Below are 24,628 nucleotides of genomic sequence, written 5' to 3'. Positions count from 1 at the left end.
ATGGGGTCCCTCAGCAATGTTAACTCAGATGCCAGGGAATGAAGAGATGCATGGGAACACACCGAGAACATCCGGTGTGCTTTTCGGTGTGCTTTTTGGTCACGAAAGGCACACCGGGACCTTGTTTGTTCTAGTTCCCTCGATTTTGTTCGGACAAGGCACTTGCGCCAGACCCCTTGAGAATATAGGGCTTTGCGCGGTCCGGAGTGTAGCGCAGCCCGGTAGCGCACTTGACTGGGGGTCAAGGGGTCGTCGGTTCGAATCCGGCCACTCCGACCATTTTTCCTTGAAAGCCCTGGTTTGTCGAAGGCGCCCTGTGGCGCCTTTTCGCTATTCAGAGCGAAAGCCGCTGGAATCGCCCGGTCGCGATCAGGGCGCTGCCGACCGACGTTGGTCGGGCCTGGGCGGAAGCCGGTGGAACAAGACATGCGCCAGGCGCGGCCGCGGCTTGATCTTCCACTTCGGCACGAGTCGCCAGTGAGTCCTGCTCAGCGGCGAACAAGGATCCCGCGCGCTTCCTCGCCTGTCGAAATGCACCGCCAGCGCCTGGTCCACGGCGCACAGAACCGCGTAGCGCTCAATCTGCTCATCGGATAGCTCGCAATCCGGGACCTTGTCCCGCACCGACTGAACCACCGAATAGGTCGAAATGATGCGTCCGGGAGCAGCGCAGTCGATGCATCGCTGGACGGCGTCGATGACGTCGTCAGGAACAAGAAAGTTGAATTGGCGCGAACTGGTTGTGGTGGCAGTTACGATCCGCTCTAGCATATCGCCTTCTGAAAGCCCCGCAGCACGCTAGCGTCGGGACAGATCCATCAGCAAGGACTAATAATAGGCCCTGGCTGAGTTATGCACCGAATTCTTTGCCGCCTCAGTCACCAGCGAATCGAGGCCGCGCCGCGTAAGGATATGGGTGAACTCTGCACGGAACTAAAAAGCCCGCCAAGGCAAACCGTGGCGGGCTCGTTGGGTCGACACAGCTCGACTATTGCATGGGCCGATTTTCAGACGCTGGCATGTCGATGAAAGCGCCTTCCGGCATCTGGAGCGCGACGGCGATTCGCCGGAGCTTCGAGGGGTCGGCATCCCTGCCGCTTTCAATATCGGCAATCTCGTGGGTGGACAGGCCGCATGTCAGGGACAGCTCTTCGAGGCTGTATCCCCTGGTTTCACGGGCGGCCTTGAGGGCGCTGTAGCCGGGTGTTGCAATCAAATCGGACAGAACTTCGCGTCTGGCAGTGGCGGGCATTGGCAACTCCTTGGGTTGAAACCGTCTGATCAAATCATGGGGTTGCCTGAGACGAGCGAGACAATGACCGCTCGCGGGCGATTTGCCAAGCGTCAAAACGGGCGTCACGCCATCGTGAAACTGCGCCGGAATGATCTCGCGGAATCGAACCAGCCAAATGGGCGCCGCCGCCTTTCACCTCGGCACACCGGAGCAGCGCCCGGCCGAACCGGGGCGGGGAAGACCTGAGACACAATCCAGAAACAAAATTCTACACTCGGGAAAAATTGCCGAAAGAATCCAGGAGGATAGTCCCCAATCGCGGCGCTCGAGCCATCGATATGGTCCGATGTCTCCAGAAACGGCCCGCGCAAAAGGAAACGATGTCATGAAGAAGTCCCTCCTCTCCGCTCTCGGGCTGGCTGTGGCCCTGGCTGTCTCGATGCCGATCCTCGGCGCGACCAGCGCCGATGCTGCTCCGATGCATCACAAGCATCACCGTCACCATCATCACCGCAAGCACCATCGCAAGCATCACCATCATCATCACCATCATCACCACCACAAGAAGCTGGTGGCGAAGAAGGCCTAAGCAAACCGGCTTATCCGACAGGAAGGCCGGTTTTTGGTTGTTGCCCGTAACCGGCCTTCCTGCCCTGCTCTGATGGCATCGTGCCATCAGCGTTCGCGGCACAGGCAGTTCGCGCTGCTGCGCTCAGACCTGGTTGCATCCCAAGGGGTGCCTGATGTTGGCCAATGCCAGGTTGCCGGTAATGCACCGCCTGGTCCTGGCTGTCGCGCGGCTGCTGCTCACGCTTCGCCATCCTGCCCTGATCGTCCGCTTCGCCATGAAGCTCGGCTATCTGCCCAATCCCGCCGCGCCCAGGACCTATCACGAGCTGATGCTCTGGCGGAAAACCGTCGATCGCAATCCGCTGTTCGTGACGCTGACGGACAAGCTCGCGGCGAAGGATTATGTTCGCGGCATCTGCCCTGAACTGCCTCAAGCCAAAACGCTCTGGTCCGGGCGCGACCCCGCCGACATCCCACCCGGGCTGTTGACAGGCAATGCGGTGGTCAAGGCAAACCATGGCTGCGCGATGAACATCTTCGTTTCCGGCGGCCGGCCGGACCGTGCCACCGTCATCGCCACAGCAAGGGGCTGGCTCAAGAAACGCTATGGGCGCCGAAACGGCGAATGGGCGTATTGGCCGATCGTGCCAGCGGTCTTCGTCGAGGAGCGGCTCGAGCTGAGTGGCGGAGCAATCGCCACCGACATCAAAGTCCATGTCTGCGGCGGCACGGTCTGCCATGTCTGGGTGGAAGACAAGCAGGCCCGCCTCTCGCACCTGTTCGACTGCGATGGCAAGCCGCTGCCCGGGCGCGACCCCGACTATCCGCGCGAGGACCAGGCGCTGCCGGTCAGCGACCGTCTTGTCGACTATGTGCGCCGGGCGGCGGCGATCGCGCCGCGCATCGCCGGCGATCTCGATCACATCAGGATCGACTTCCTTGTCACCGGCCAGTGTCTCTATCCCGGTGAGCTCACCGTCTACTCCGCCGCCGGCTACGGCACGTGGACCAATCCGGAAATCATGGCGACGATCGAGCGAAACTGGCGGCTCGACCGATCGGACTATCTGCGCAGACGGCATCGCGGCATTACAGGTCTCTATGCCCGCGCGCTCAAGGCCTGGTGTCGGGCCGACGTACGCAATCGCCGGCCGGCGACGAGCCCTCGCCAGGCCTGACCAAGCGGCACCAAGCTCGCGCTCTGGCCTCCGCCTCGGCAAAAAATTTGAACCGACGCGTGAACCTTTCCCCTCCGGGCCGCACCAAGCCTGCATGGACGCCACGAAGGCGCTCCCCAACCAGAAGGACGCCGCAACGGCGATCCTCGATCAAAGAGAAGGAAATGCTCAAATGACCAACTTCACCAACTTCAAGCGCATCTCGCTCGCCGCGGCCATCGCTGTCTCGGCCCTCGGTTCGGTTTCCGTCCCGAGCTCGGCCTTCGCCGGCACGCACCCCACCGGCGACGGCGGCGCGGTGTGCAAGGGCGCGGGCTCCTGTCTGGTGCTCGAGATCGACTGCAAGGGCACCTATACCGACGCCACCGACAAGAACGGCACCGTCTACGGCAAGTGCAGCCAGGTCATGAAGGTCGACCCGACGAAGCGGCTCAAGCTCGCCAACTGATCGACCTGCGATCAAGGAAATGGCGGCCGTCCGCGCGACGGCCGCCATTTTCTTTCACCTTTCGGGGGCGCGCTAACGCCGCGCGAGGAACAGGCTGGCAACCAGTCCAAGCACGAGCAGCCCGACGGCGGCAGCTGTCGCGGGATGCTCGCGTGCCGTCCTTTCGATCGCTTTGCCCCTGCCGCCGATCACCGGCAGCGCATCGGCGAGGCGCCCGGCCAGCTGGGAATAGTAATCCGAAGCGGCGTCGCGACCGTCCTCATAGTAGGCGCCACCTTGCCTCGAGATGGCCTTCCTCAAAGCAGCCAGTTCCCTGGAGAGGGTTGCGACCTGCTTTTCGAGATCGGAGACGGTCGAAAGCGTTGCCATGATGCGTTTTCCTTCCTTGTGCAGAAGGAGGCGTAACGCATGGGCGCACAAGCAGTTCCGGTCAACCGACTGTCAGCGAGCGGCGCCTAACGCACCTGGTCGAGCAGGCGCTTGCACTCCAGCAGATCGAACAGCGCTTCCTGCAACAGGGCGCGGTTGTCGCGCGACAGTTTCGAGGAGTCCGGCTGGACCGGCCCCTCATCGTCGCTCTTGCCGAGGCCGAAGAAGCGTCGGCTGGGTTTCACCCTGGGCTGGCCGACCAGCATCTCGTCGTCGGCGCCGCGCGGCTGGGCAGCCGGCGTCAGCGGCACCTGTTCTGCCTGCCGGCGCTGCGCGATCGCCTCGACGGCCGCCATGTCGCCATTGCCGATGGCAACCAGGAAATGGTTGCCGTTCTCGCGCAACAACTTTTGCACGCCCTTGATGGTGTAGCCCTGGTCGTAGAGCATATGGCGAATGCCTTTGATCAGTTCGACGTCCTGCGGCCGGTAATAGCGGCGGCCGCCACCGCGCTTCATCGGCTTGATCTGGTTGAAACGGGTTTCCCAGAAGCGCAGCACGTGCTGCGGCAGATCGAGATCCTCCGCGACCTCGCTGATGGTGCGGAAAGCATCGGGGCTCTTGTCCATGGGTGAATCCTCCGCTGGACGGCGATCGGGCCAATTGCTGCCGAATCGAGCCTTATTTCAGCGGTTTATGGAACAATATTCAAGCCCGACGTCAAAACGCGCGGACATTATCAACCGGGCATTTGCGGCGGCTACTTGCCGCCCTTGGCCTTGCTGTTCTGGTGCGAGCGCAAGATGCGGCTCTTCAGCACGTTCGACGACTTGAAGGTCATCACCCGTCGCGGCAGGATCGGCACTTCCTCGCCGGTCTTGGGATTGCGGCCGATGCGCTCGTTCTTGGAGCGGACATGGAAAGTCGCGAAGGATGAGAGCTTGACCGTCTCGCCGCGCACGATGGCTTCGCAAATCTCATCCAGCACCGCTTCAACGAGCTCGGCCGATTCAGTTCTCGACAAGCCAACCTTGCGGTAAACGGCTTCGGCAAGGTCGGCGCGCGTAAGTGTCTTTCCCCCCATGCGACCGTCCCATCAGCTCAAAAACATAAATCGGTACAAGCAACGGCAGAGCCTAAGTAATTGATCCGTCAAGGTCAAGGACCGAACCCTTCCGTTCGGCACTTACCAGCGGACCAAAACCGCGCCCCAGGTGAAGCCCCCGCCCATCGCCTCGAGCAGCACCAGATCACCCTTCTTGATGCGGCCGTCGGCGACGGCCACTGACAGCGCCAGCGGCACGGACGCAGCCGACGTGTTACCGTGCAAATCGACCGTAACCACCACTTTTTGCTCGGCGATCCCGAGCTTCTTGGCGGAAGCGTCAATAATCCGTTTATTGGCCTGATGCGGCACGAACCAGTCGAGATCGTCGGCGGTGATGCCGGCCTGCGAGAACGTCGCCTCGATGACGTCGGTGATCATGCCGACCGCATGCTTGAACACCTCGCGGCCCTCCATCCTGAGATGGCCGACGGTGCCGGTGGTCGAAGGCCCGCCATCGACGAACAGCTTCTCCTTGTGGACGCCGTCGGAGCGCAAGCTCGCCGCCAGCACGCCGCGGTCGGCGATGGTGCCGGTCCCCTCGCCGGCTTCCAGCACCAGCGCGCCGGCGCCGTCGCCGAACAGGACGCAGGTCGAGCGGTCGTTCCAGTCGAGGATGCGCGAGAAGGTCTCGGAGCCGATGACGAGCACCCGCTTGGCCAAGCCGCCGCGAATGTAGAGGTCGGCGGTCGCCACCGCGTAGACGAAGCCTGAGCAGACCGCCTGCATGTCGAAGGCAAAGCCGTGATGCATGCCGAGCCGGTTCTGGATCTCGACCGCGGTCGCCGGAAAGGTGTTGTTGGGCGTCGAGGTCGCCAGCACGATCAGGTCGATGTCGGCGGGCGTCAGGCCGGCGCTGTGGAGTGCCGCGCGCGCGGCCGCCTCGCCGAGCGAGGCGGTGGTCTCGTCATCGGCCGCGACATGGCGCTGGCGGATGCCGGTGCGCTGGACGATCCACTCGTCGGAGGTCTCGACCATGCCTTCGAAATCGGCATTCTTCATGATGCGGCGGGGCAGCGCGGCGCCGGAGCCGCGCACGACTGATCTGATCAAAGCTCTTTCCTATTCCTTTGCGTCGACGACGACGTCGGATTTCCTGTTTGCCTGGGCATGCGGATTGCGCGCATGGAACAGATCGAGATCGGCCTCGATGCGGTCAAGTAGATTGTTGCGCACCATGTCGTAGCCAAGCTCGATTGCCGCCGCGAAGCCGTCCGAATCGGCGCCGCCATGGCTCTTCACGACAATGCCGTTGAGGCCGAGGAAGACACCGCCATTGGAGCGGCCGACATCCATCTTCTCGCGCAGCCGGTCGAAGGCGCCCTTGGCGAAGACATAGCCGATCCTGGCCATCAGCGTACGGCTCATGGCGGCGCGCAGATAGCCGCCGATCTGCCTGGCGGTCCCTTCCGCGGTCTTGAGCGCAATGTTGCCGGCGAAGCCTTCGGTGACGACGACGTCGACCGTGCCCTTGCCGATATCGTCGCCTTCGACGAAGCCGCGATAGTTCATCGATGCCATGTTGGCCTCGCGCAGCATGCGCCCGGCCTCCTTGACCTCTTCCTGGCCCTTGATCTCCTCGACGCCGACATTGAGCAGACCGACGCTCGGACGGTCGATGCCGAAGATCGAGCGCGCCATGCCAGTACCCAGAATGGCGAAATCGATGAGCTGGTGCGCATCCGCGCCAATGGTGGCGCCGACATCCAGCACCACGCTTTCGCCGCGCGTCGTCGGCCAGATCGCGGCGATCGCCGGACGGTCGATGGTGGCCATGGTGCGCAGGCAGAATTTCGACATCGCCATCAGCGCGCCGGTGTTGCCGGCCGAGATGCAGGCCTGGGCGGTGCCGGACTTCACCGCCTCGACCGCCTTCCACATCGATGACTTCCAGCGGCCATGGCGCAGCGCCTGGCTCGGCTTGTCGTCCATGCGGACCGCGATCTCGCAATGCACGAACTCGCTCACCTCGGCGAGCTTGGGGAATTTGGCCAGCTCGGGGCGCACCGCATCCTCGCGGCCATAAATGATGAAGCGGATGTCGGGACGACGGATGGCGACCGTCATGAGCGCCGGGATGACCACGCCTGGTCCGTGATCGCCGCCCATGGCATCGATGGAAATCCTGATCACGCGGTATTCATCTCACGGTTTGCCTGCCGGCGGCTTGAGCTGGTCAGGTTCGGGGGCTCGCGAAGGTTCGGCGAAAATAGCGTTTTTGCGCTGCCGCACAACCGGCTTTTCTAATATCGGGTCCGCTTTCAGGATTTTCCAAGCAGCGAACGCAGCTTTTGCTGGAATTCGCTTTCCTCGGCCTCGCCGTCGCCGGAGACCTCCAGCGACACGCCGGCCTTGCGCGGATAGGGGTCGATAGCCAGCCCGAAGAACTGCTCGGCGAGCGCGCCGACATCGATCGTGTCGCCGGAAAAGGTCTCCGGGCTGTCGGGTCCGTCGGCATCCAGCACGATCTCGCCGCCGCCTTCGAAACCCTGCCGCCCGAGCTTGGACTGCTCGGGCAGGAACAGCGCCTCGACCGGCTCGTCTATATGCGCCTCCACGGGATCCAGGGTGACGATGCAGGCCTGGGTGATGTCGGCCTCGACGCGACCGCTGACTTTGACGCCATTGCGCTTCCACGGCGCCACCAGAAGCTCGGCGCGATAGCGTTCGACCGAGAGCAGCTCGTGCTCGACGGCGAGCGCCGCGCGCTGCCTTTCGTCGGCCTCGATCGTCACCGGCAGGCCTTTTTGCGGCAGGCGGGCGACATTGGCGATGAAGGAAACCTGGCTTTGCGGGTCGATATGTTTCATCTTCGCCTCCTCAGCCGGCCGCCGGAAACGTCAGCGTGCCGGATGCGATCGATTCGGCCGGCTGGGCCGCAAGATGCCGGGCGGCATCCGCGACATAGGCGGCCAGCAGCGGCGCCTGCGGCCACTCACCCGCGTCGGGCACGACATTGCGGGTAAGCGCGGCGGCCAGCGCTTCCCTGTCGTCGCGCTCGAGCGCATCGTCGTAAGCGGCCGTGCGGCCATAGAACATCTTGGCCAGCTTCTTCATGCGCTTCGGCACGCCGACGTCGCTGATGCCCAGTTCCCGCAGCGAATGTTCGACATCCAGGAAGAACTCGTCGATGAGCACCTGGGCGACCTCGGTCGCGGCGCCGCTCTCGCCGCGCAGCCGGTGCTGGAACAGGAACATGTGCAGCGACAGCATCTCGAAACGACCAAGCGGCGTGTCCGGCACATTCCAGTCGGAATAAAAAACGGCTTGCCGCGCCGCCGCCACGATTTGTGCGTAAAGCGCCTCGGTGATAGCGCGGTTGGCATGGCGTTCGCGGCCAAAAAAGCGCTGGAACATTGAGGGTGGTCTCCCGGGGACCGTTTGTTGAATTGGCCTTGTTGCATCGGCAGGCAAGCTGGTTTACCGGTTTTGCCGCCCAGCGCAAGTTGCGGTCGGCTAATGGAGTTGTTGTTGCGCGCGCTGAATTTCAAGTTGCATTTCCTGGCCAGGCCGGCCGGCATGGCATCGCTGCTGGTGGCGGCGGCCGCCCTTTCAGCCTGCAATTCGTCCAAGATGATCGGCGATCTCAGCCCCGGCGAGACGCTGACCCAGGGCTACGTCATCGACCAGCAGGCCATCGACTCGGTGCCGGTGGGATCGAGCCGCGAACAGGTGCTGCTGGCGCTGGGCACTCCGTCGACGACGGCGACCTTCGACAACGAGGCCTTCTACTACATCTCGCAGACGCGCAAGCGCTATGTCGCCTTCGACAAGCCGCATCTGGTCGATCAGAAAGTGCTGGCGGTCTATTTCGGCGCCGACGGCCGCGTCACCCAGATCGCCAACTACGGGCTGAAGGACGGCAAGGTCTTCGACTTCATCTCGCGCACCACGCCGACCGGCGGCAAGGACCAGAACTTCCTCAGCCAGATCATCAACGGCGCCAGCAAGCTGGCGCCCGGCCTGCCAGGCGGCGGCAACGGCATGTAACCGACGGCCGGCTCGCTTTTCGCACGCGGGCAACACAGAATCAGGCAGCCAGGGACCCGCCGGATCGCTCCGGCGGGTCTTTGCTTGGTACTGACCGGCCGTTCCGGCTCAGCGAGGCCAGCTTCGCTCGAAGAGCAAAACCGAAGCCGTCCAGTGTCCCGATGATCCTTTATTGATCCTGTGGCGGGCGCAACTTCTGCGTTAGCCGTTTATCCACCACAAAACGCAATGGCGCTTGGGTTTCATCTGCCTATAATTTTTGATCCACAAGATCAGCCGGATCGGAGGGTCAGATGAGCCGCATCGTCATGTACGACCAGATCGGCGCCCGCAAGCCGGTCCAGAGCTTCGTCCTGGACTGGAAGGACGGCGTCCCGTGCACGCTCCGGCAGATCATCACCGAACGCGTGCTGCTGGAGCATGACAGGTTGCACGCCTCGCGCAACGACGCGGCGATCGAGACCCTGCTCTATGCGCCAAACACCGGACCGCTCAAGAAGACCAACCCGGACCAGGCTGTGGCGGCAGCGATCGAGGCCTTTTCGCGCAACGCCTTCATGGTGGTCGTCGGTGGCAAGCAAATGATGGCGCTGGACGACGTGGCCGTCATTTCAGCGCGCACGGACGTCGTCTTCATCAAGCTTTTGCGGCTCAAGGGAGGCTGAGCGGATGAGCAATGGACGGTTGTTTTCGGGTCTCAGGGCAGCGGCCGCGGCGTTCGGCAAGGCCGTAGGCGGCGCCGCGCGTCCGACTGAGCCGGCGCCGGTCGCCGACATAAACAGGATGGTCGAGCGCCTCCATCGCGCCCATGCCGACAGGGAGCGGAGCCAGGCGGAGGCGCTGGCGCGGGATATCGAGCTGGCCTCATCCGCCGGCGTCTCGCGTCCGATGACAGCGGAGCTCATCTCCCTCGTCCGCGCCTACGACACCGCGAACTCGGAGGAAGCCCGCAAGGATATCACCAGCCGCCTGCGCGCTTTGTCGGCGGAACAGCGCGGCGAGTTGTTCGACACTATCGACATGCTGCGAGCGCGGTTCGGCTGGGGTCCGGCGGTGGCCATCTATGTGCGCAGCCGCGAGGGCAGCATCCCACCCAGATTCGCGCGCTTTTGCGAAACCTTGAGTCGCGATCTTCTGCGCAGCGGCTTCCAGGCGAACGCGCCGAGAACCGCCACCGCGCTCAGGCTGCTCGCCAACGACCAGGCCGGCCTCCACCTCAAAGGCACGATCGGCTGGTCGAGCGGGTTGCCCAAGCTCGGCATCGTTCGCGAGATCGAGCGCGCGGTGAAACACGGACTGGTTCCTGGCCCCGAGGACCGGGCCAACGCCGCCAGGCTCATCGCGCTGGTTTGCGATACGCAGTACTACAAAAACCGGACTGGTCCGGAAAAGACCGATCCACCGCTGATCGTTTCGCTGAAGGCGCTTGCCGGGGCCGGCCAGCAGGACAGTTTCTTTGCGCGCATGCGGGCCAATCCGCCGGGAAAACTTCCGCACCTGCGCTACACGCCGCCGCCGTCCGACAAGGCGGAATTTTGGGACGACGTGCTGACGGAACTGGCACCGCTGTTCGAGGACATCCGCGCCTACGCCGGCGACAGGACGGTGCACAACTGGCTGACCGACCGACAGGCGTTCGCCGCCCGTTTTGGCTCCGGCGATGGCAGTGCCGCCTTCAGGTTCGGCTGGTGGGCTCGCGACACCAAGGGCGAGGAAGGTTTTCACAAGGACTACAACAACCATCTCAGCCGCATGCTGAGCCAGGAAAAACCCGAATGGCGACAGCTCGCGACCGCCGCGCAAATGGCGATGCTGCGTACCATGGGGCCGACCTTCGATCGGGGTTGGCCGCAGGACTTCACGAGGGCCGGCACGCAGGTCGAGGCGTTCGAATTCGGCGGCGGGGATCCTGACGGCAGCCTGCTCAACCATCTGGTTGCCGCCGGCGATGGCGCGCCCGGCACGACCTGGCTGAAGGATTGCGAACGCAAGATCGCAGCCCTTGGGCACGACACGGTGGCCGACGGTTTCAGGCAGTGGCTCAAACCGCTCTGCGAACCGGCGCTGCCGGAGATCGACCGCGACGTCTATATCGGCCTCGAAGCCTACAGCCTGGTGTTCAGCCCGCAGAATGCATCGGTGTTTCCGACACCGCTGCCGGAACGGGAGTCGGCGGGCTATGCGGCGGCGGTGCGGCAGTCCGCGCTGAAGGCGATCTGCGCGATACCGGGCCTGCTGTTCCAGCGCGCGGCCGGGGACTATGTACCCTGGCAATTTGATCTCGGCCGACTGCACGGCGAACTGTCGCCCGACAATGTCGCGGTCGCACGCGGCATTGCCCTGGCCTTGTCCCGCCTGCCGGCCGACAAGGCGCTGCCGCTGCTGGAATCGCTGGCAGGCGCGACGCTGATCAAGACAGGGCATTACGGACGCACCGTGCGTTCGCAAAAGACAGGGGCGGCCTGCGTCTGGTCGCTCGGCCAGTTGGGCACCGCGGACGCCGCCTATGCGCTCGGCCGCCTTCGCCGCAGGATCGACGACAAAGTGGTGATCAAGTCGATCGACAAGGCGCTGGAAGCGGCGGGCAGCAAGCTCGGCCTGTCGGGCGACGACATGCAGGAAATCGCCATGGCCGAGTACGGCATCGGCGATGGCGGGCTTCGTGTCGAGGAACTGGGCGGCGTTCGCGTCGAGTTGCGCGTTGTCTCGTCGGCCAAGGCCGAGTTGCGCAGCATCGACGCCAAGGGCAAGTCGAGCCGCGGCATCGCCAAGGATTTCAAGGCGGCACCCGGCGGTAGCGAAATGGCGGGCGAGTTGGAAAATGCGGCGAAGGACATCGCGCTGATCCTGCCGGAAGCGCGGCGCCGCATCGAGAGCGCCTGGCGCGACGGCCGCCACTGGAATTACCAGGGCTGGCAGGATCGGCTGATCGGCAATGGCCTGCTGCGCACGCTTTCCGAGCGCCTGATCTGGCGTTTTGTGGGTCCCAAGAGCGAGGCGTTCGTCGCCATGCCGCGCGACGGCGGGCTTGTCGATCATGCCGGCGTTCGCTGCCCGGTTCCAGGACCGGACTGGACGGTCCACCTTTGGCATCCGCTGGACAGCCCGGCCACGACCGTCGCCGCCTGGCGCGAGAGGCTTGCCAGGCAGACGATCCAGCAGCCCTTTATCCAGGCCTGGCGGCCGGTCTATGTCGTCACCGACGCCGAACTTGCCACGCAGAGCTATTCGAACCGCTTCGCCGCGCACATACTGGAGCAGGCTCCGGTCATGGCCATCCTGAAGAAGCGCGGCTGGACGGCGTACAACCGCAGCATGCACGGCAACAATGCCGAGCATGAACGCGTTCGGCTCATCCTGCCGCATCACGGCGTCGCGCCGAGTTCTGGGTCGCCGGCATCGGCACGCGCGTGCAGGACATCGAGGCGGCGGAGCGCGGCGCCGCCCTCTACGCCTTCATCGCCACGGACCGTGTCGCCTTCTTCGCGCTCGATCCCAAGACCGGGCTGCCGAACGAGGTGCCCCTGTCCGTCGATGCAGTGCCTCCCCGCGCGTTCTGCGAGGCGATGTACGACATCGACAGCGTGATAGGCCGCACCTCGATCGGCAACGACCGCCACTGGCAGGATCGCGGCGGCGATGCCCGCCACCCGCTGTCGGAGCGGCCTGAATTCCTCGATTACCGCGAGCGCTATTCGGCGGGACAGGCCAGCGGCCTGGCAAAGGGTCGCCGCGATTTCATCGCCACCATCCTGCCCGGCCTCGCCATTGCCAACCAGTGCACGGTTACAGACGAGTTCCTGATCGTCGACGGCAAGCGCAAGACCTACAAGATCAACTTCGCGTCCGGGCACATCAGAATGGCGCCCAACGACCGCTATCTCTGCATCGTGCCGTCAAACGAGGCGACCGGGCCAAGGCCAGCCTACGTGCCGTTCGAGGGCGACGACATCCTGTCGGTCATCCTGTCCAAGGCAATGATGCTCGCAAATGACGACAAGATAACCGACGGCTCGATCCTCACGCAGATCGGGTGACGGCAAAAAGAAAACCCGCGGGATCGCTCCCGCGGGTTTTTCTGACTTCCAGCCTCGAGCCTCAGCCGTGCGCGAGCACGGCCAAGAGCAGCAGGGCGACGATGTTGGTGATCTTGATCGCCGGATTGACGGCCGGGCCGGCGGTGTCCTTGTAGGGATCGCCGACGGTGTCCCCGGTGACCGAGGCCTTGTGCGCCTCCGAACCCTTCAGGTGCTTGACGCCGTCCTTGTCGGTGAAGCCGTCCTCGAACGATTTTTTGGCGTTGTCCCAGGCGCCGCCGCCCGAGGTCATCGAGATGGCGACGAACAGACCGTTGACGATGACGCCGAGCAGCGAGGCGCCGAGTGCCGCAAAGGCCGAGGCCTTCGAGCCCGAGATCAGAAGCACGCCGAAATAGACCACCAGCGGCGCCAGCACCGGCAGCAGCGACGGGATGATCATCTCGCGGATCGCCGCCCTGGTCAGAAGGTCGACGGCGCGGGCGTAGTTGGGCTTCGAGGTGCCGGCCATGATGCCCTTGTCCTCGCGGAACTGCTTGCGCACCTCCTCGACGATCGAGCCGGCAGCGCGACCGACGGCAGTCATGGCGATACCGCCGAACAGATACGGGATCAGGCCGCCGAAGATCAGGCCGGCGACGACGTAGGGGTTGGAGAGGTCGAAGGAGACGTCGCCCATGCCCTGGAAGTAGGGGAACTTGTCGCCATTGGCGGCAAAGAACTTCAGGTCGTTCGAATAGGCGGCGAACAGCACCAGCGCGCCGAGACCGGCCGAGCCGATGGCATAGCCCTTGGTCACCGCCTTGGTGGTGTTGCCGACCGCGTCGAGCGCGTCGGTCGAGTGGCGCACTTCCTTGGGCAGGCCGGCCATTTCGGCGATGCCGCCGGCATTGTCGGTGACCGGGCCGAAGGCGTCGAGCGCGACGATCATGCCGGCAAGGCCGAGCATGGTGGTGACCGCGATCGCCGTGCCGAACAGGCCGCCGAGCTGGTAGGTGGCGATGATGCCGCCGACGATGACGATCGCCGGCAGCGCCGTCGATTCCAGCGAGACAGCAAGGCCCTGGATGACGTTGGTGCCGTGGCCGGTCACCGACGCCTGGGCGATGGAGTTGACCGGGCGCTTGTTGGTGCCGGTGTAGTACTCGGTGATCACCACGATCAGGCCGGTCACCAGTAGGCCGATCAAGCCGCAGATGAACAGGTTTTTGCCGGTGATGGCGATGCCGGCGACGGTGCCGATATCACCCCAGCCGATGGTGAGCGACGTGGCGGCGCCAAGGCCGACGATCGACAGCAGGCCGGTGACGATCAGGCCCTTGTAAAGCGCGCCCATGATCGAACCGTTGGAGCCGAGCTTGACGAAGAAGGTGCCGACGATGGAGGTCAGGATGCAGGCGCCGCAGATGGCCAGCGGATAGAGCATGGTGTCGGCCAAAATGGCAGTGCCGCCGAAGAAGATAGCAGCGAGAACCATGGTGGCGACGACGGTGACGGCGTAGGTCTCGAACAGGTCGGCCGCCATGCCGGCGCAGTCGCCGACATTGTCGCCGACATTGTCGGCGATGGTGGCGGGGTTGCGCGGATCGTCCTCGGGAATGCCGGCTTCGACCTTGCCGACGAGATCGCCGCCGACGTCGGCGCCCTTGGTGAAGATGCCGCCGCCGAGACGGGCGAAGATCGAGATCAGCGAGGCGCCGAAGCCGAGCGAGACCAGCGCGTCGATGACGATGCGGTCATTCGGCTGGAGGCCCATCGGTCCGGTCAGGATGAAGTAGTAGATCGAGACGCCGAGCAGTGCCAGACCCGCCACCAGCATGCCGGTAATGGCGCCCGACTTGAAGGCGATGTCGAGGCCGGCGGCAAGGCTGTTGGAGGCGGCCTGCGCGGTGCGCACATTGGCGCGCACGGAAACGTGCATGCCGATGAAGCCGGCGGCGCCCGAGAGCACGGCGCCGATCAGGAAGCCGATGGCCGAGGTGATCGACAGCAGCCACCAGGCAAGCAGGAGCACGACGATGCCGACGACGGCGATGGTGGTGTATTGGCGCGCCAGGTAGGCCTGGGCGCCCTCGCGGATGGCTGCGGAGATTTCCTGCATGCGCTGATTGCCCTGATCGGACGCAAGGACCGAACGGGTCGCCCAAATAGCGTAAAGGACTGAAAGCAGGCCGCAGGCGATGACGGCGTAAATGATGGTCATTGCCGAATTTTCCTCGATTGATGGCCCAAAAGAACCCCTCCCTGGGCCGTTGGAACGGGGATGCACGCCGCCAGGCGGAATCCACCCCTTGGCTGGGCTGTATGCGAAACAGGGCTGGGAACGTCAAGATATTGTTCGGTTTTTGCCCGGCTTTCGCCCAAAAGGCGAAGGTGATCGCAAACCTGCCGGCGTGACCGTCCTTTTAGATCGATTGAAATGACGCTGGGTAATCAGTCGCCGCACGGATCCGGCGTCGCCTCTCGACAGGTCTTTCAGTGTCGGTCCCGCCCCGATCGGTCCCGACATTTGTCGCTAAACCGCCCCCTGCCCCATCCGACGCGCCGTGTAGCGCTCGATGGCCGACAGGCCGTCATAGATCAGCACGGCAAGTGCAGCGACGATCAGGCCGCCCTGCAGCACGAAGGCGAGATTGTTCGACAGCAGGCCGGCGATGATCACCTCGCCAAGCGTCTTGGCCGCAACCGTTGAACCAATGGTGGCGGTGGCAAGGCTGATGACCACCGAAAGCCGGATGCCGCCGAGGATGACCGGCGCGCTGAGCGGCAGCTCGACCTTGACCAGCCTCTGCCAGGCGGTCATGCCGGCGCCGCGCGCCGCTTCCATGACATTGCCCGGCAGGGTGGTGAGAGCCGTCAGCGCGTTCTCGAAGATCGGCAGCAGGCCATAGAGGAAGAGCGCAATCAGCGTCGGCTTCTCGCCGAAGCCGACGGCCGGCACGGCAAGTGCCAGCACGGCGACAGGCGGAAAGGTCTGGCCGATGTTGACCAGGCTGCGCGACAGCGGCAGGAACTCCGCTCCGGCCGGCCTGGTGACCAGAATGGCAAGCGCGACCGCAACGATGGTTGCGGCGACCGTGGCGATCAGCACGGTCCTCAGATGCAGCAGCGTCAGCGTCAGCAAGCTGCCCTGGTTGTAGATCGCCGGCGCGCCGTTCTCGGTCAGCGGCTTGAGCAGCGGCTCGAACAAGGCTGGGTTGGTGACGAAGGCGACAAGCAGCACCACCAGGAGAAGCCGGAGCAGCGATGGCAGCCAAGCTTTCATGCAGGCCTCGCGGCGCGCCTGACCAGCCCATCGACGGTGACCCGGCCAAGCGGCTTGCCGTCGCCATCCTTCACCGGCAGCGCCGGGCGACCCGACCAAAGCAGCTCGGCCAGCGCATCGCGCTGGCTGGCCTCGGCCGGGATCGCTTCGCCCTCGGCGGTCCCCTTCTCGACGGCATCGCCGACGCGGCCAAGCGACAGCAGCCGGAACGGTTTCTCGCTGGCGCCGACAAGCGTCTCGACGAAGGCGCTGGCCGGCTTCGCCAGGATCTCGGCGGGTTTTGCGTATTGCACCAGCTTGCCGGCATCCATGACGGCGATCTTGTCGCCCAGATGCACGGCTTCCTCCATGTCGTGGGTGACGAGGATGATGGTGGTGCCGAAGCGCTTCTGGATGGCCAGCAGGTCCTCCTGCGCCTTGTTGCGGATGATCGGGTCAAGCGCGCCGAACGGCTCGTCCATCAAAAGCACGTTCGGCTCGGCGGCCAGCGCGCGCGCAACGCCGACGCGCTGCTGCTGGCCGCCGGAGAGCTCGTGCGGGTAACGCGGCCCATAGGCCTGCGGATCGAGCTGGTAGAGCGTCATCAGCTCGTCGACACGGCGCTTGATGCGGTCCCTGTCCCAGCCGAGCAGCAGCGGCACCGTGGCGATGTTTTGCGCCACCGTGCGATGCGGAAACAGGCCATGGCCCTGGATGGCGTAGCCGATGCTGCGGCGCAGCTCGTAACCCGGCAGCGAGCGGTTGTCGGCGCCGTCGAGCTTGATGACGCCCGCGGTCGGCTCGACCAGCCGGTTGATCATCCTGAGCAATGTCGTCTTGCCGGAGCCGGACGTGCCGACGATGACGCAAACAGTGCGCGGCTCGATCGCCATCGACACATCGTCGACCACTGTGGTTTCGCCATAGCGCTTGGTGATACCTTCGATCTCGATCATGCCGGGCTTGCCTCATGTCGTCTGATGGAGGTCATTTCGATGATGGCGTCGAGGATGATGGCGGCGGCGAAGGCCAGCGCCACGGTCGGCACCGCGCCGAGCAGCACCAGATCCATCGCGGTCTGACCGACGCCCTGGAAGACGAACACGCCAAAGCCGCCGCCGCCGATCAGCGCGGCGATGGTGGCAAGGCCGATGTTCTGCACCAGAACGATGCGGATGCCGGTCAGGATCACCGGGAAGGCGAGTGGGAATTCGACGTCGAACAGCCGCTGGCGGTCGGTCATGCCCATGCCGCGGGCGGCGTCGTTGGCGGCGCGCGGCACGCCGGCGAGGCCGACCACGGTGTTGGCCACCACCGGCAGCAGCGAATAGAGGAACAGCGCGACGAAGGCTGGCGCGGTGCCGATGCCGCGGATGCCCAAAGCGCCGGCGCCGGGCACATGGGTCGCGACCCAGCCGAGCGGCGCGATCAGCAGGCCGAACAGCGCGATCGAGGGAATGGTCTGGATGATATTGAGCACGTTGAGCACGCCGGCCCGCAGCCTCTCGACGCGGTGGCACAGGATGCCGAGCGGCAGGCCGACCACCACCGCCGCCGCCAGCGAGCCCAGCGCCAGCGTGATGTGCTTGGCGCCTTCGGCCCAGAAACTGTCGGCGCGGTTGGCGTATTCCTTGAGGATCGACAGGCTATCCCATTGCCTCGACACCAGAAGCAGGCCGATCGCCAGCGCGGCGGCGATGAGCACACCGACGCGCGCCCAGGGCGACAGATCGAGCCTGGTCAGTACATCGGCGAGCAGCAGCGTGAAGGCAAAGATCAGCAGCCAGAAGCCGGAGGCCGGCGAGACGCGGGCAAAGGTGTTGCCTGCCGGGGTGAGGAAACTGCCGGCCGTGCCGATGAGGATGGCAAGCGCTGCAAGCGCCACGACGCCGGCGGCAAGCCGGAGCAGCAGCGGCGTCTTCAGCAGCGCGATCAGCGCGCCGGCGATGACGATCGCCAGCAGCAGCGGCCCGGTGGCAGACGGCAGCGCTTCCAGAATGGAGCGCGCCTGGCCGGGCACGATGCGGTTGGCACGGAAGGTGGCGAAGGGGGCAAGCAACGCCGCATAGGCCGCGATCGCGGCGATGACCACGCCGAGCTTGTCGAAACGGAGGGTCATCGGCTGCTCGCGCAGCAATTCGGAGAGGCAGAAATAGGAAGGCCTCGTTCCTTCGCGGCCCCCTCTGTGCTACCGGACATCTCCCCCACTTGGGGGGAGATCAGATGTCGCGCGGGCTTTCGCCAATCCCCAGCGTGGCAAGAGAAGCGACGGCGATGAAGCTGCCAATCTCCCCCCTTGTGGGGGAGATGTCCGGCAGGACAGAGGGGGGCGCCTCGCACCGGCGTACGTTTCTTCGACGCGATCGCGACTACTTCAAAAACCCGTTCTTCTTCAGAAAGTCCTCGGCGACGCCCTTGACCGGCTCGCCGCCGACCTGCACGCGGCCGTTGAGTTCCTGCAGCGTGACGAGGTCGAGCTTGGCGAACACCGGCTTCAGCAGCGTCTCGATCTCGGGATGCTCCTTCAGCACCGCCTCGCGGATGATCGGCGCCGGCTGGTAGACCGGCTGCACACCCTTGTCGTCGTCGAGGACGACGAGGCCGGAAGGCGCGATGCCGCCGTCGGTGCCGTAGACCATGGCGGCATTGGCGCCGTTGGTCTGGTTCGCGGCAGCCGCGATGGTCGCCGCGGTGTCGCCGCCGGAGAGCGTGATCAACTGGTCGGGCTTCAGCGCAAAGCCGTAGGTGGTCTGGAAGGCCGGCAAGGCGGCCGCCGAATTGACGAATTCGGCCGAGGCCGCAAGCACGACCTTGCCGCCGCCCGCCACGTACTTGCCGAAGTCGGTGAGCGTCGCCAGCTTGTTCTCGTCGGCGACCTCCTTGCGCAGCGCGATCGCCCAGGTGTTGTTGGCCGGCGATGGCGACAGCCAGACGATCTTGTTGGCGTCGTAGTCGAGCTTCTTGGCCGCCTCATAGGCCTTGGCGGCATCCTTCCAGACCGGATCGTCGGCCTTCTCGAAGAAGAAAGCGGCATTGCCGGTATATTCCGGATAGATGTCGATCTCGCCGGCGGTGATCGCCTTGCGCACCACCGGCGTGCCGCCGAGCTGGATACGGTCGGTGGTCTTGATGTTGTTGGCGTTCAGCACGAGCTGGATGATGTTGCCGAGCACGCCACCCTCGGTGTCGATCTTCGACGACACGACGACCTGAGCGTTTGCCGAGGCAGCGGTGATGCCGAGCGCAAGCGCGGCGCCAGCCAGAAGCTTGATTGAAAACATGGTGAAATCCCTTGCTGTGAACCGGATTCGGTTGCCGCATATGAGCATGGCTTCAACGCCCCGTCGGGGCACACGGTTTCATAACAACAGGGATACACGCAATAATTTTATACGGGCTGGCCCAACGTGGCAGCGCCGGTACAGGACAGGGTGGTGTCAGTTGGCTGCGCGCAAGCTCGTCACCTTCAACGCTCCGAGCGCAACGAAGCAGAGCGCGCAGACCGGGAACACCAGCCAGTTGAGCATCGCCCAGCCCCAGGCGTTGTAGACCGCGCCGGACATCAGCGAGGCGAAGGCGACGGAGCCGAACAGGACGAAATCATGGAAGCCCTGCACCTTGCTCTTTTCCGACGGGCGGTAGCTGGCGGCGACCATCGAGGTTGCGCCGATGAAGCCGAAATTCCAGCCGAGGCCGAGCAGGATCAGCGCCGTCCAGAACTGCCACAGCGCCAGGCCTGACAAAGCGACCGCGGCGCAGCCGATCAGCAACACGAGGCCGGCGGCGACGATGCGCTCGGCGCCGAAGCGGTGGATCAGCGAGCCGGTGAAGAAACTCGGCCCGAACATCGCCATCACATGCCAGGAAATGCCAAGCGTGGCATCATCCGTCGACAGGCCGCAGCCGACCATGGCGAGCGGCGCGCCGGTCATGACGAAGCTCATCAGCGCATAGCTGCCGACGACGCAGAACAGCGCCGCGACGAAACGCGGCTGGGTGACGATCTCGGATAGCGGCCTGGCGTCGCTGTCCTCGACCGCGGCGCCGCCGACCGCCTTGGGCGCGATGCGCAGAAACGACAGGATGACCGCGCCGACGGCCGACAGTACCAGGATGGAGGCGAACGAGCCGGCGAACATCACCGGTGCGAAGGATTCGCGTGTGAAGATGACGATCTGCGGCCCGAGAATGGCGGTGACGATGCCGCCCGCCAGCACGAAAGAGATGGCGCGCGCCTTGAATTCGGGCGGCGCGTTGTCGGCGGCAGCGAAGCGGAACTGCTGGACGAAAGCGCCGCCCACCCCGATCACCAGCAGGCCGAAGGCGAACAGCCAGAAACTCGGGTTGAACAGCGCCAGCGTCGCGACAAGCCCGCCGAGCGCGGTGACGACGGTGCCGGTCATGAAGCCGCCGCGCTGGCCGAGCTGGCGGATGATGGCGGCGGCCGGCAGCGCGCCCAGCGCCACGCCGATGTTGAAGCCGGTGACCGGCGCCGTCGCCAGCGATTTGTCGGGCCCAAGCAGGTATTGTCCCGCAAGCGCGCCAAGCGAGATGGCGATGGGTGCGGCCGAGCCGATGATCGCCTGCGCGGCGGCAAGCAGCAGCGCCGTGCGGCGCGCTTCCTTACCGGCCTCGGCAACGACGGCCGCGGCCGTCACGAAGCGTCCTTGCCGCGGCCTTCGCCGCGCACCCGGCGCGACACGCGGTCGAGCACGGCGTTGGTGAGCTTCGGTTCGTCTTCCTCGTAGAAGGCCTTGGCGATGTCGACATATTCCGAGACGATCACCGCCACCGGAACGTCGTCGCGCTTCATCAGCTCGTAGACGCCGGCGCGCAGGATGGCGCGCAGCGTCGAATCCAGCCGCGACAGCGGCCAGTCGTCGGTCAGCGCCTGGCGGATGACCGGATCGATGGTCTTCTGGTTCTCGACGACACCGGTGAGGATGGCGCGGAACCATTGCGCATCGGCCTCGCGATAGAGCGCGCCGTCGACTTCCTTGCCGAGCCGGAACGCTTCGTACTCGGCCGTGATCTCGATCACGCCACTGCCGGCAACGTCCATCTGGTAGAGCGCCTGCACGGCGGCGAGCCGGGCGGCGCCGCGCTTGTTGGCGTGGCGGGCCGTGGGCTGGCCGGGCGACGCGGGCTCGCTCACGATCGCGCTCCCAGCTGCTGTTTGAGGGCGATCATGGTCAGAGCCGCGCGCGCGGCAAAGCCGCCCTTGTCGCCTTCCGAACGTCTGGCGCGCGTCCAGGCCTGGGCGTCGTTCTCGGTGGTCAGGATGCCATTGCCGATGCAGACCGCTTCCTGCACGGAGAGGTCCATCAGCGCGCGGCTCGATTCATTGGCGACGATGTCGAAATGGTAGGTGTCGCCGCGCACGATGGTGCCCAGCGCCACGAAACCGTCATAGGCGGTGCCGCCTTCGGCGGCGCCGTCGAGCGCGAAGGTGATCACTGCCGGGATTTCCAGCGAGCCGGGGACGGTGACGACGTCATAGGTCGCGCCTGCCTCGTCCAGCGCACTCGTTGCGCCTTCGAGCAGCGCGTCGGCAAGGTCGTCATGGAAGCGCGCCTCGACGATGAGAAGGTGCGCCTTGTCCTTCGGACGGATGAACGCTTTGCCGTGTTGGGATATGCCAGCCATAGATGTCTCCGGGGGTCGCCGGTGACTTAGGCCGAAGCGGCAGCATTCGCAAGCTTTGTCCGATGCTCAGGCCCGGTCTAATTTGCCGGGGTGGCTCAAAGCCCTTCTTTCGCCGCCTCCGCCAGGCGCGCGGCGTAGCGAGCCATGGTGTCGATCTCGAGGTTCACGCGGTCGCCGACCTGGCGTTCGCCCCAGGTGGTGACGGTCAGCGAATGGTGGATCAGCAGCACGTCGAAGCGGGTGCCCTCGACCTTGTTGACGGTGAGCGAAGTGCCGTCGAGCGCGACCGAGCCCTTTGGCGCGATGAATTTCGCGAGCTCGCGCGGCGCTTCGAGCGTGAAGCGCACGGCGTCGCCCTCGTCCTTGCGCTCGACAATCTCGGCCGTGCCGTCGACATGACCGGACACGATGTGGCCGCCGAGCTCGTCGCCGATCTTCAGCGCCCGTTCCAGATTGATCCTAGTGCCGGACTTCCAGCCCATCGCTGTGGTCAGCCTGAGCGCCTCTTCCCAGGCCTCGACCTCGAACCAGCGGGCGTTGGAGCCGCCTTCCGGCAACGCCGTCACCGTCAGGCAGACGCCGGCGCAGGAGATCGAGGCGCCGATGGCGATGCCTTCCGGGTCATAGGCGGTGTCGATGCGCAGTCCGACCCCTTCCCTGAGCGGCGTCACGGCAGCGACGGTGCCGACATCGGTAACAATTCCCGTGAACATCAGATGTCTCTGTCTTTCAGGTTGACCAAACCGGTTCCCATTTCTTGGGTCATGGTCTTACCCACTCGGCGTAGCTGTCCTCGCCGAAGCGCATCTCGCGCAACTTGCGGAAACCTGCCGGGATATGGTCGGCGTCGATGGGCGATGCAATGCCTTCTTCGCCGATCGCGTCCGGCCCGCCGAACAGCACGATGCGATCGACCAGGTCTTCGTCGAGGAAAGCCTTGGCCACCCTGGCGCCCCCCTCGACCAGGACGCTCGCCATGCCGAGCGCCGCCAGATCCTCGAGCAGCTCAGGCAAGGCCACCTCACCTCCATACGTTTCCGTTCCGATGAAGTGCACGCCCGCGCGCTCAAGCGTGGCCCGCCGCTGCGGATCGGCCTCGAGGCAGGCGGCGAGGTAGAGCGGCACGCGGTCGACGCCGGAGACCAGCTTGGAGGTGTCCGGCAGTCGGATCTGGCGGTCGAGCACGATGCGCGCCGGCGAGCGGTTCTCCAGGCCGGGCAGCCGTACGGTCAGCGCCGGATCGTCCTCAAGCGCGGTGCCGATGCCGATCAGGATGCCGTCGGCTTCGGCGCGCATCAGATAGACTTCGCGGCGCGCGATATCGCCGGTGATCGCGACCTGCCCCTCGCCCTCGACGCCGATCTTTCCGTCGCTGGAAAGCGCAAGTTTCAGAATAATTTCCGGCCGTTTCCTGAGTGATCGAATCATGTAACCGGCCATCTGCTCCAAAGCCTCGTCGGCGAGCACTCTTTCGACAACCTCGATGCCCGCGGAACGCAGGATGGCGTAGCCTTGGCCGGAAACGCGCGGATCGGGGTCGCTGGCCGCGCCGACGACACGCGCAATGCCGGCATTGACCAGCGCGTTGGCGCAAGGCGGCGTGCGGCCGTGGTGGGCGCATGGCTCCAGCGTCACATAGGCGGTGGCGCCGCGCGCGAGTTCGCCCGCCTCGGTCAGCGCTTCGGTCTCGGCATGCGGCCGGCCACCGACCGCGGTGACGCCGGTGCCGACGATCATCGGCCCGGCGCCATCGTCGCGGACGATGATCGTGCCGACGGACGGGTTGGTCGAGGTGCGTCCGGCGTTTTTTCGCGACAGCCGCAGCGCCGCCGCCATGAAACGGCGATCGAGAGCTTCCTGCCCGGCCGGGCTTGGTCGCGGCCCTGCCATGCTCAACCTGCGTCCTCTTCGCTCTTGTCTTCGTCGCCCTTCAGCTCGCCGAGCAGCTCATGGAAATCCTTGGCCTCGCGGAAATTGCGATAGACCGAGGCGAAGCGGACATAGGCGACGTCGTCGAGCGACTTCAGCGCCTCCATGACCAGCCGGCCGACCTCGCCCGAGGCCACTTCGGTCTCGCCGGAGCTTTCAAGCTGGCGCACGATGCCGGTGACCGCGCGGTCGATGCGCTCGGGATCGACATTGCGCTTGCGCACCGCGATCTCGACCGAGCGCAAGAGCTTGTCGCGGTCGAACGGCACCTTGCGGCCGGATTTCTTGACCACGACGAGGTCGCGGAGCTGGACGCGCTCGAAGGTGGTGAAACGGCCGCCGCAATCGGGGCATACGCGCCGCCTGCGGATCGCCGCGCCATCCTCGGCAGGGCGCGAATCCTTCACCTGCGTATCTTCGGACTGGCAGTAGGGACAGCGCATGGAGAGCCTTCGGTTGGCGATTCTTGGTGAGCGGAAGGCTTAGAGGTTTTTGCCGCGATGGCAAAGCACGGACGGCCTTCCGTGCCTCAGAGATAGCGAGGCGCGAGGAAGATTGCCAGCGCCGCCGCCAGCCAGACCGCGATACCGCCGAGAACGGCAAGCCGATAGTCTACCCTCTCGATGAACAGCCAACAGGCGCCGAGGAAGGCGAGATAGGCGGGGATCGTCCTGAAGCCGGCGAGACAGGCCTCGCGAAAGCCGGTCGGGTTGCCCTTGGCGCCGACCGCGAGCAGCGCGATGACCGCGAAGGTCGGCGCCAGCGGCAGGATGCCGGGCAGGACGTTGCCGCGCTTCGAGGCCCAGACGATCAGCGCCGTGACGAGGCCGCCGACGACACCTTTCCAGAGAATGTCCATGGCGCGGCTCCTTGCTGCC

At 65.1% G+C, this 24,628-nt stretch carries 29 protein-coding genes and 1 tRNA gene; 9 read left to right on the top strand and 21 right to left on the bottom strand.

The window, feature by feature from the left end; translation table 11 throughout:
• Nucleotides 1-202: 202 nt before the first annotated feature.
• Nucleotides 203-279, top strand: a tRNA-Pro gene (locus EN857_RS24495).
• A gap of 90 nt (nt 280-369) precedes the next feature.
• Here EN857_RS24495 and EN857_RS24490 read toward each other — a convergent pair.
• On the bottom strand, nt 370-771 hold the full coding sequence (locus EN857_RS24490) for a hypothetical protein (RefSeq protein ID WP_127392051.1): 402 nt from the start codon (nt 769-771) through the stop codon (nt 370-372).
• Nucleotides 772-988: 217 nt separating this feature from the next.
• Nucleotides 989-1,252, bottom strand: coding sequence for a helix-turn-helix transcriptional regulator (locus tag EN857_RS24485; protein WP_127282151.1), 264 nt, complete (start codon nt 1,250-1,252; stop codon nt 989-991).
• 367 nt (nt 1,253-1,619) lie between these two features.
• Here EN857_RS24485 and EN857_RS24480 point away from each other — a divergent pair, with 367 nt between their 5' ends.
• The 3 genes from EN857_RS24480 to EN857_RS24470 all read left to right on the top strand — a co-directional run bounded on the left by EN857_RS24480 (nt 1,620) and on the right by EN857_RS24470 (nt 3,430).
• Nucleotides 1,620-1,823 (top strand): hypothetical protein, encoded by a 204-nt coding sequence (locus EN857_RS24480; RefSeq protein ID WP_127282152.1) that lies wholly within the window; start codon nt 1,620-1,622, stop codon nt 1,821-1,823.
• Between the two features lie 154 nt (nt 1,824-1,977).
• Entirely contained in the window at nt 1,978-2,982 is a 1,005-nt protein-coding gene (locus EN857_RS24475) for an ATP-grasp fold amidoligase family protein (protein WP_127392052.1), read from the top strand.
• Nucleotides 2,983-3,154: 172 nt separating this feature from the next.
• Nucleotides 3,155-3,430 carry a hypothetical protein gene (locus EN857_RS24470; RefSeq protein WP_127282154.1) on the top strand — a complete coding sequence of 92 codons (276 nt, stop codon included), beginning with the start codon at nt 3,155-3,157 and terminating at the stop codon, nt 3,428-3,430.
• A 72-nt stretch (nt 3,431-3,502) separates the two neighbouring features.
• On the opposite strand, the gene EN857_RS24465 is transcribed toward EN857_RS24470, so the two are convergent.
• The 7 genes from EN857_RS24465 to EN857_RS24435 all read right to left on the bottom strand — a co-directional run bounded on the left by EN857_RS24465 (nt 3,503) and on the right by EN857_RS24435 (nt 8,261).
• Nucleotides 3,503-3,799, bottom strand: coding sequence for a hypothetical protein (locus EN857_RS24465; RefSeq protein WP_127311113.1), 297 nt, complete (start codon nt 3,797-3,799; stop codon nt 3,503-3,505).
• 86 nt (nt 3,800-3,885) lie between these two features.
• On the bottom strand, nt 3,886-4,428 hold the full coding sequence (locus EN857_RS24460; RefSeq protein WP_126054931.1) for a MerR family transcriptional regulator: 543 nt from the start codon (nt 4,426-4,428) through the stop codon (nt 3,886-3,888).
• 131 nt (nt 4,429-4,559) lie between these two features.
• Complete coding sequence (locus tag EN857_RS24455) at nt 4,560-4,883, bottom strand: integration host factor subunit alpha (protein ID WP_006201891.1); 324 nt, start codon at nt 4,881-4,883, stop codon at nt 4,560-4,562.
• 102 nt (nt 4,884-4,985) lie between these two features.
• Nucleotides 4,986-5,957, bottom strand: a complete 972-nt coding sequence (locus EN857_RS24450; protein ID WP_127392053.1) for a beta-ketoacyl-ACP synthase III — start codon at nt 5,955-5,957, stop codon at nt 4,986-4,988.
• A gap of 9 nt (nt 5,958-5,966) precedes the next feature.
• Nucleotides 5,967-7,037 (bottom strand): phosphate acyltransferase PlsX, encoded by a 1,071-nt coding sequence (gene plsX, locus EN857_RS24445; RefSeq protein ID WP_127284713.1) that lies wholly within the window; start codon nt 7,035-7,037, stop codon nt 5,967-5,969.
• A gap of 128 nt (nt 7,038-7,165) precedes the next feature.
• On the bottom strand, nt 7,166-7,714 hold the full coding sequence (locus tag EN857_RS24440; RefSeq protein ID WP_127392055.1) for a DUF177 domain-containing protein: 549 nt from the start codon (nt 7,712-7,714) through the stop codon (nt 7,166-7,168).
• Between the two features lie 10 nt (nt 7,715-7,724).
• Entirely contained in the window at nt 7,725-8,261 is a 537-nt protein-coding gene (locus EN857_RS24435) for a ubiquinol-cytochrome C chaperone family protein (RefSeq protein WP_127311828.1), read from the bottom strand.
• A gap of 114 nt (nt 8,262-8,375) precedes the next feature.
• On the opposite strand from EN857_RS24435, the gene EN857_RS24430 reads away from it, so the two are divergent.
• The 4 genes from EN857_RS24430 to EN857_RS34885 all read left to right on the top strand — a co-directional run bounded on the left by EN857_RS24430 (nt 8,376) and on the right by EN857_RS34885 (nt 12,931).
• On the top strand, nt 8,376-8,894 hold the full coding sequence (locus tag EN857_RS24430) for an outer membrane protein assembly factor BamE (RefSeq protein ID WP_127284710.1): 519 nt from the start codon (nt 8,376-8,378) through the stop codon (nt 8,892-8,894).
• A 293-nt stretch (nt 8,895-9,187) separates the two neighbouring features.
• The gene (locus EN857_RS24425; protein WP_127311827.1) at nt 9,188-9,559 is read left to right on the top strand and encodes a hypothetical protein; all 372 of its coding nucleotides are present in this window, start codon (nt 9,188-9,190) and stop codon (nt 9,557-9,559) included.
• A 4-nt stretch (nt 9,560-9,563) separates the two neighbouring features.
• Nucleotides 9,564-12,482, top strand: a complete 2,919-nt coding sequence (locus tag EN857_RS24420; RefSeq protein ID WP_135859286.1) for a DUF4132 domain-containing protein — start codon at nt 9,564-9,566, stop codon at nt 12,480-12,482.
• The gene (locus EN857_RS34885; protein WP_127393489.1) at nt 12,461-12,931 is read left to right on the top strand and encodes a hypothetical protein; all 471 of its coding nucleotides are present in this window, start codon (nt 12,461-12,463) and stop codon (nt 12,929-12,931) included. The genes EN857_RS24420 and EN857_RS34885 overlap by 22 nt, the downstream gene beginning before the upstream one ends.
• Nucleotides 12,932-12,992: 61 nt before the next feature.
• Here EN857_RS34885 and EN857_RS24415 read toward each other — a convergent pair whose 3' ends face one another.
• Nucleotides 12,993-15,134 carry a sodium-translocating pyrophosphatase gene (locus tag EN857_RS24415; RefSeq protein WP_127393490.1) on the bottom strand — a complete coding sequence of 714 codons (2,142 nt, stop codon included), beginning with the start codon at nt 15,132-15,134 and terminating at the stop codon, nt 12,993-12,995.
• On the opposite strand from EN857_RS24415, the gene EN857_RS24410 reads away from it, so the two are divergent.
• Nucleotides 15,124-15,354, top strand: a complete 231-nt coding sequence (locus EN857_RS24410; RefSeq protein WP_127393491.1) for a hypothetical protein — start codon at nt 15,124-15,126, stop codon at nt 15,352-15,354. The two genes, EN857_RS24415 and EN857_RS24410, sit on opposite strands and share 11 nt — an antisense overlap.
• Before the next feature lie 92 nt (nt 15,355-15,446).
• Here the strand turns inward: EN857_RS24410 and EN857_RS24405 are convergent, their stop codons facing one another.
• The 11 genes from EN857_RS24405 to EN857_RS24350 form a co-directional block, all read right to left on the bottom strand.
• The gene (locus EN857_RS24405; RefSeq protein ID WP_128346954.1) at nt 15,447-16,196 is read right to left on the bottom strand and encodes an ABC transporter permease; all 750 of its coding nucleotides are present in this window, start codon (nt 16,194-16,196) and stop codon (nt 15,447-15,449) included.
• Nucleotides 16,193-17,131 carry an ABC transporter ATP-binding protein gene (locus tag EN857_RS24400; RefSeq protein ID WP_127284704.1) on the bottom strand — a complete coding sequence of 313 codons (939 nt, stop codon included), beginning with the start codon at nt 17,129-17,131 and terminating at the stop codon, nt 16,193-16,195. Before EN857_RS24400 ends, EN857_RS24405 begins: the two co-directional genes overlap by 4 nt.
• Entirely contained in the window at nt 17,128-18,294 is a 1,167-nt protein-coding gene (locus EN857_RS24395; RefSeq protein WP_127284703.1) for an ABC transporter permease, read from the bottom strand. Before EN857_RS24395 ends, EN857_RS24400 begins: the two co-directional genes overlap by 4 nt.
• Before the next feature lie 250 nt (nt 18,295-18,544).
• Complete coding sequence (locus EN857_RS24385; protein WP_127284702.1) at nt 18,545-19,456, bottom strand: ABC transporter substrate-binding protein; 912 nt, start codon at nt 19,454-19,456, stop codon at nt 18,545-18,547.
• 156 nt (nt 19,457-19,612) lie between these two features.
• Nucleotides 19,613-20,833, bottom strand: coding sequence for an MFS transporter (locus EN857_RS24380; RefSeq protein WP_127392532.1), 1,221 nt, complete (start codon nt 20,831-20,833; stop codon nt 19,613-19,615).
• On the bottom strand, nt 20,830-21,330 hold the full coding sequence (gene nusB / locus EN857_RS24375; RefSeq protein WP_127287177.1) for a transcription antitermination factor NusB: 501 nt from the start codon (nt 21,328-21,330) through the stop codon (nt 20,830-20,832). Before nusB ends, EN857_RS24380 begins: the two co-directional genes overlap by 4 nt.
• Nucleotides 21,327-21,821 carry a 6,7-dimethyl-8-ribityllumazine synthase gene (gene ribH / locus EN857_RS24370; protein WP_127287176.1) on the bottom strand — a complete coding sequence of 165 codons (495 nt, stop codon included), beginning with the start codon at nt 21,819-21,821 and terminating at the stop codon, nt 21,327-21,329. Before ribH ends, nusB begins: the two co-directional genes overlap by 4 nt.
• A 95-nt stretch (nt 21,822-21,916) precedes the next feature.
• Nucleotides 21,917-22,534, bottom strand: a complete 618-nt coding sequence (locus EN857_RS24365) for a riboflavin synthase (protein WP_127287175.1) — start codon at nt 22,532-22,534, stop codon at nt 21,917-21,919.
• A gap of 49 nt (nt 22,535-22,583) precedes the next feature.
• Complete coding sequence (gene ribD, locus EN857_RS24360; protein ID WP_127392531.1) at nt 22,584-23,711, bottom strand: bifunctional diaminohydroxyphosphoribosylaminopyrimidine deaminase/5-amino-6-(5-phosphoribosylamino)uracil reductase RibD; 1,128 nt, start codon at nt 23,709-23,711, stop codon at nt 22,584-22,586.
• A 2-nt stretch (nt 23,712-23,713) separates the two neighbouring features.
• Nucleotides 23,714-24,193 carry a transcriptional regulator NrdR gene (gene nrdR, locus EN857_RS24355; protein WP_010915593.1) on the bottom strand — a complete coding sequence of 160 codons (480 nt, stop codon included), beginning with the start codon at nt 24,191-24,193 and terminating at the stop codon, nt 23,714-23,716.
• An 86-nt stretch (nt 24,194-24,279) separates the two neighbouring features.
• Nucleotides 24,280-24,609 (bottom strand): GlpM family protein, encoded by a 330-nt coding sequence (locus tag EN857_RS24350; RefSeq protein WP_127285741.1) that lies wholly within the window; start codon nt 24,607-24,609, stop codon nt 24,280-24,282.
• Nucleotides 24,610-24,628: the final 19 nt, after the last annotated feature.

The sequence above is a fragment of the Mesorhizobium sp. M4B.F.Ca.ET.214.01.1.1 genome (genome assembly GCF_004791545.1).
Taxonomy (GTDB): Bacteria; Pseudomonadota; Alphaproteobacteria; order Rhizobiales; family Rhizobiaceae; genus Mesorhizobium; species Mesorhizobium abyssinicae.
Note: the sequence above shows the minus strand (reverse complement) of the source record. Positions and strands in the feature narration are given on the sequence as shown.

Excerpts from the sequence above, each read along its gene's own strand:
- EN857_RS24400 (WP_127284704.1), bottom strand. The coding sequence starts at position 17,131 with ATGATCGAGATCGAAGGTATCACCAAGCGCTATGGCGAAACCACAGTG.
- EN857_RS24405 (WP_128346954.1), bottom strand. The coding sequence starts at position 16,196 with ATGAAAGCTTGGCTGCCATCGCTGCTCCGGCTTCTCCTGGTGGTGCTG.
- EN857_RS24475 (WP_127392052.1), top strand. The coding sequence starts at position 1,978 with ATGTTGGCCAATGCCAGGTTGCCGGTAATGCACCGCCTGGTCCTGGCT.
- EN857_RS24410 (WP_127393491.1), top strand. The coding sequence starts at position 15,124 with ATGATGGTCATTGCCGAATTTTCCTCGATTGATGGCCCAAAAGAACCC.
- EN857_RS24490 (WP_127392051.1), bottom strand. The coding sequence starts at position 771 with ATGCTAGAGCGGATCGTAACTGCCACCACAACCAGTTCGCGCCAATTC.
- ribD (WP_127392531.1), bottom strand. The coding sequence starts at position 23,711 with ATGGCAGGGCCGCGACCAAGCCCGGCCGGGCAGGAAGCTCTCGATCGC.
- EN857_RS24440 (WP_127392055.1), bottom strand. The coding sequence starts at position 7,714 with ATGAAACATATCGACCCGCAAAGCCAGGTTTCCTTCATCGCCAATGTC.
- EN857_RS24460 (WP_126054931.1), bottom strand. The coding sequence starts at position 4,428 with ATGGACAAGAGCCCCGATGCTTTCCGCACCATCAGCGAGGTCGCGGAG.
- EN857_RS24395 (WP_127284703.1), bottom strand. The coding sequence starts at position 18,294 with ATGACCCTCCGTTTCGACAAGCTCGGCGTGGTCATCGCCGCGATCGCG.
- EN857_RS24455 (WP_006201891.1), bottom strand. The coding sequence starts at position 4,883 with ATGGGGGGAAAGACACTTACGCGCGCCGACCTTGCCGAAGCCGTTTAC.
- EN857_RS24480 (WP_127282152.1), top strand. The coding sequence starts at position 1,620 with ATGAAGAAGTCCCTCCTCTCCGCTCTCGGGCTGGCTGTGGCCCTGGCT.
- EN857_RS24385 (WP_127284702.1), bottom strand. The coding sequence starts at position 19,456 with ATGTTTTCAATCAAGCTTCTGGCTGGCGCCGCGCTTGCGCTCGGCATC.
- ribH (WP_127287176.1), bottom strand. The coding sequence starts at position 21,821 with ATGGCTGGCATATCCCAACACGGCAAAGCGTTCATCCGTCCGAAGGAC.
- EN857_RS24435 (WP_127311828.1), bottom strand. The coding sequence starts at position 8,261 with ATGTTCCAGCGCTTTTTTGGCCGCGAACGCCATGCCAACCGCGCTATC.
- EN857_RS24415 (WP_127393490.1), bottom strand. The coding sequence starts at position 15,134 with ATGACCATCATTTACGCCGTCATCGCCTGCGGCCTGCTTTCAGTCCTT.
- EN857_RS24425 (WP_127311827.1), top strand. The coding sequence starts at position 9,188 with ATGAGCCGCATCGTCATGTACGACCAGATCGGCGCCCGCAAGCCGGTC.
- EN857_RS24420 (WP_135859286.1), top strand. The coding sequence starts at position 9,564 with ATGAGCAATGGACGGTTGTTTTCGGGTCTCAGGGCAGCGGCCGCGGCG.
- EN857_RS24350 (WP_127285741.1), bottom strand. The coding sequence starts at position 24,609 with ATGGACATTCTCTGGAAAGGTGTCGTCGGCGGCCTCGTCACGGCGCTG.
- EN857_RS24365 (WP_127287175.1), bottom strand. The coding sequence starts at position 22,534 with ATGTTCACGGGAATTGTTACCGATGTCGGCACCGTCGCTGCCGTGACG.
- nrdR (WP_010915593.1), bottom strand. The coding sequence starts at position 24,193 with ATGCGCTGTCCCTACTGCCAGTCCGAAGATACGCAGGTGAAGGATTCG.
- EN857_RS24485 (WP_127282151.1), bottom strand. The coding sequence starts at position 1,252 with ATGCCCGCCACTGCCAGACGCGAAGTTCTGTCCGATTTGATTGCAACA.
- EN857_RS34885 (WP_127393489.1), top strand. The coding sequence starts at position 12,461 with ATGTACGACATCGACAGCGTGATAGGCCGCACCTCGATCGGCAACGAC.
- EN857_RS24465 (WP_127311113.1), bottom strand. The coding sequence starts at position 3,799 with ATGGCAACGCTTTCGACCGTCTCCGATCTCGAAAAGCAGGTCGCAACC.
- EN857_RS24470 (WP_127282154.1), top strand. The coding sequence starts at position 3,155 with ATGACCAACTTCACCAACTTCAAGCGCATCTCGCTCGCCGCGGCCATC.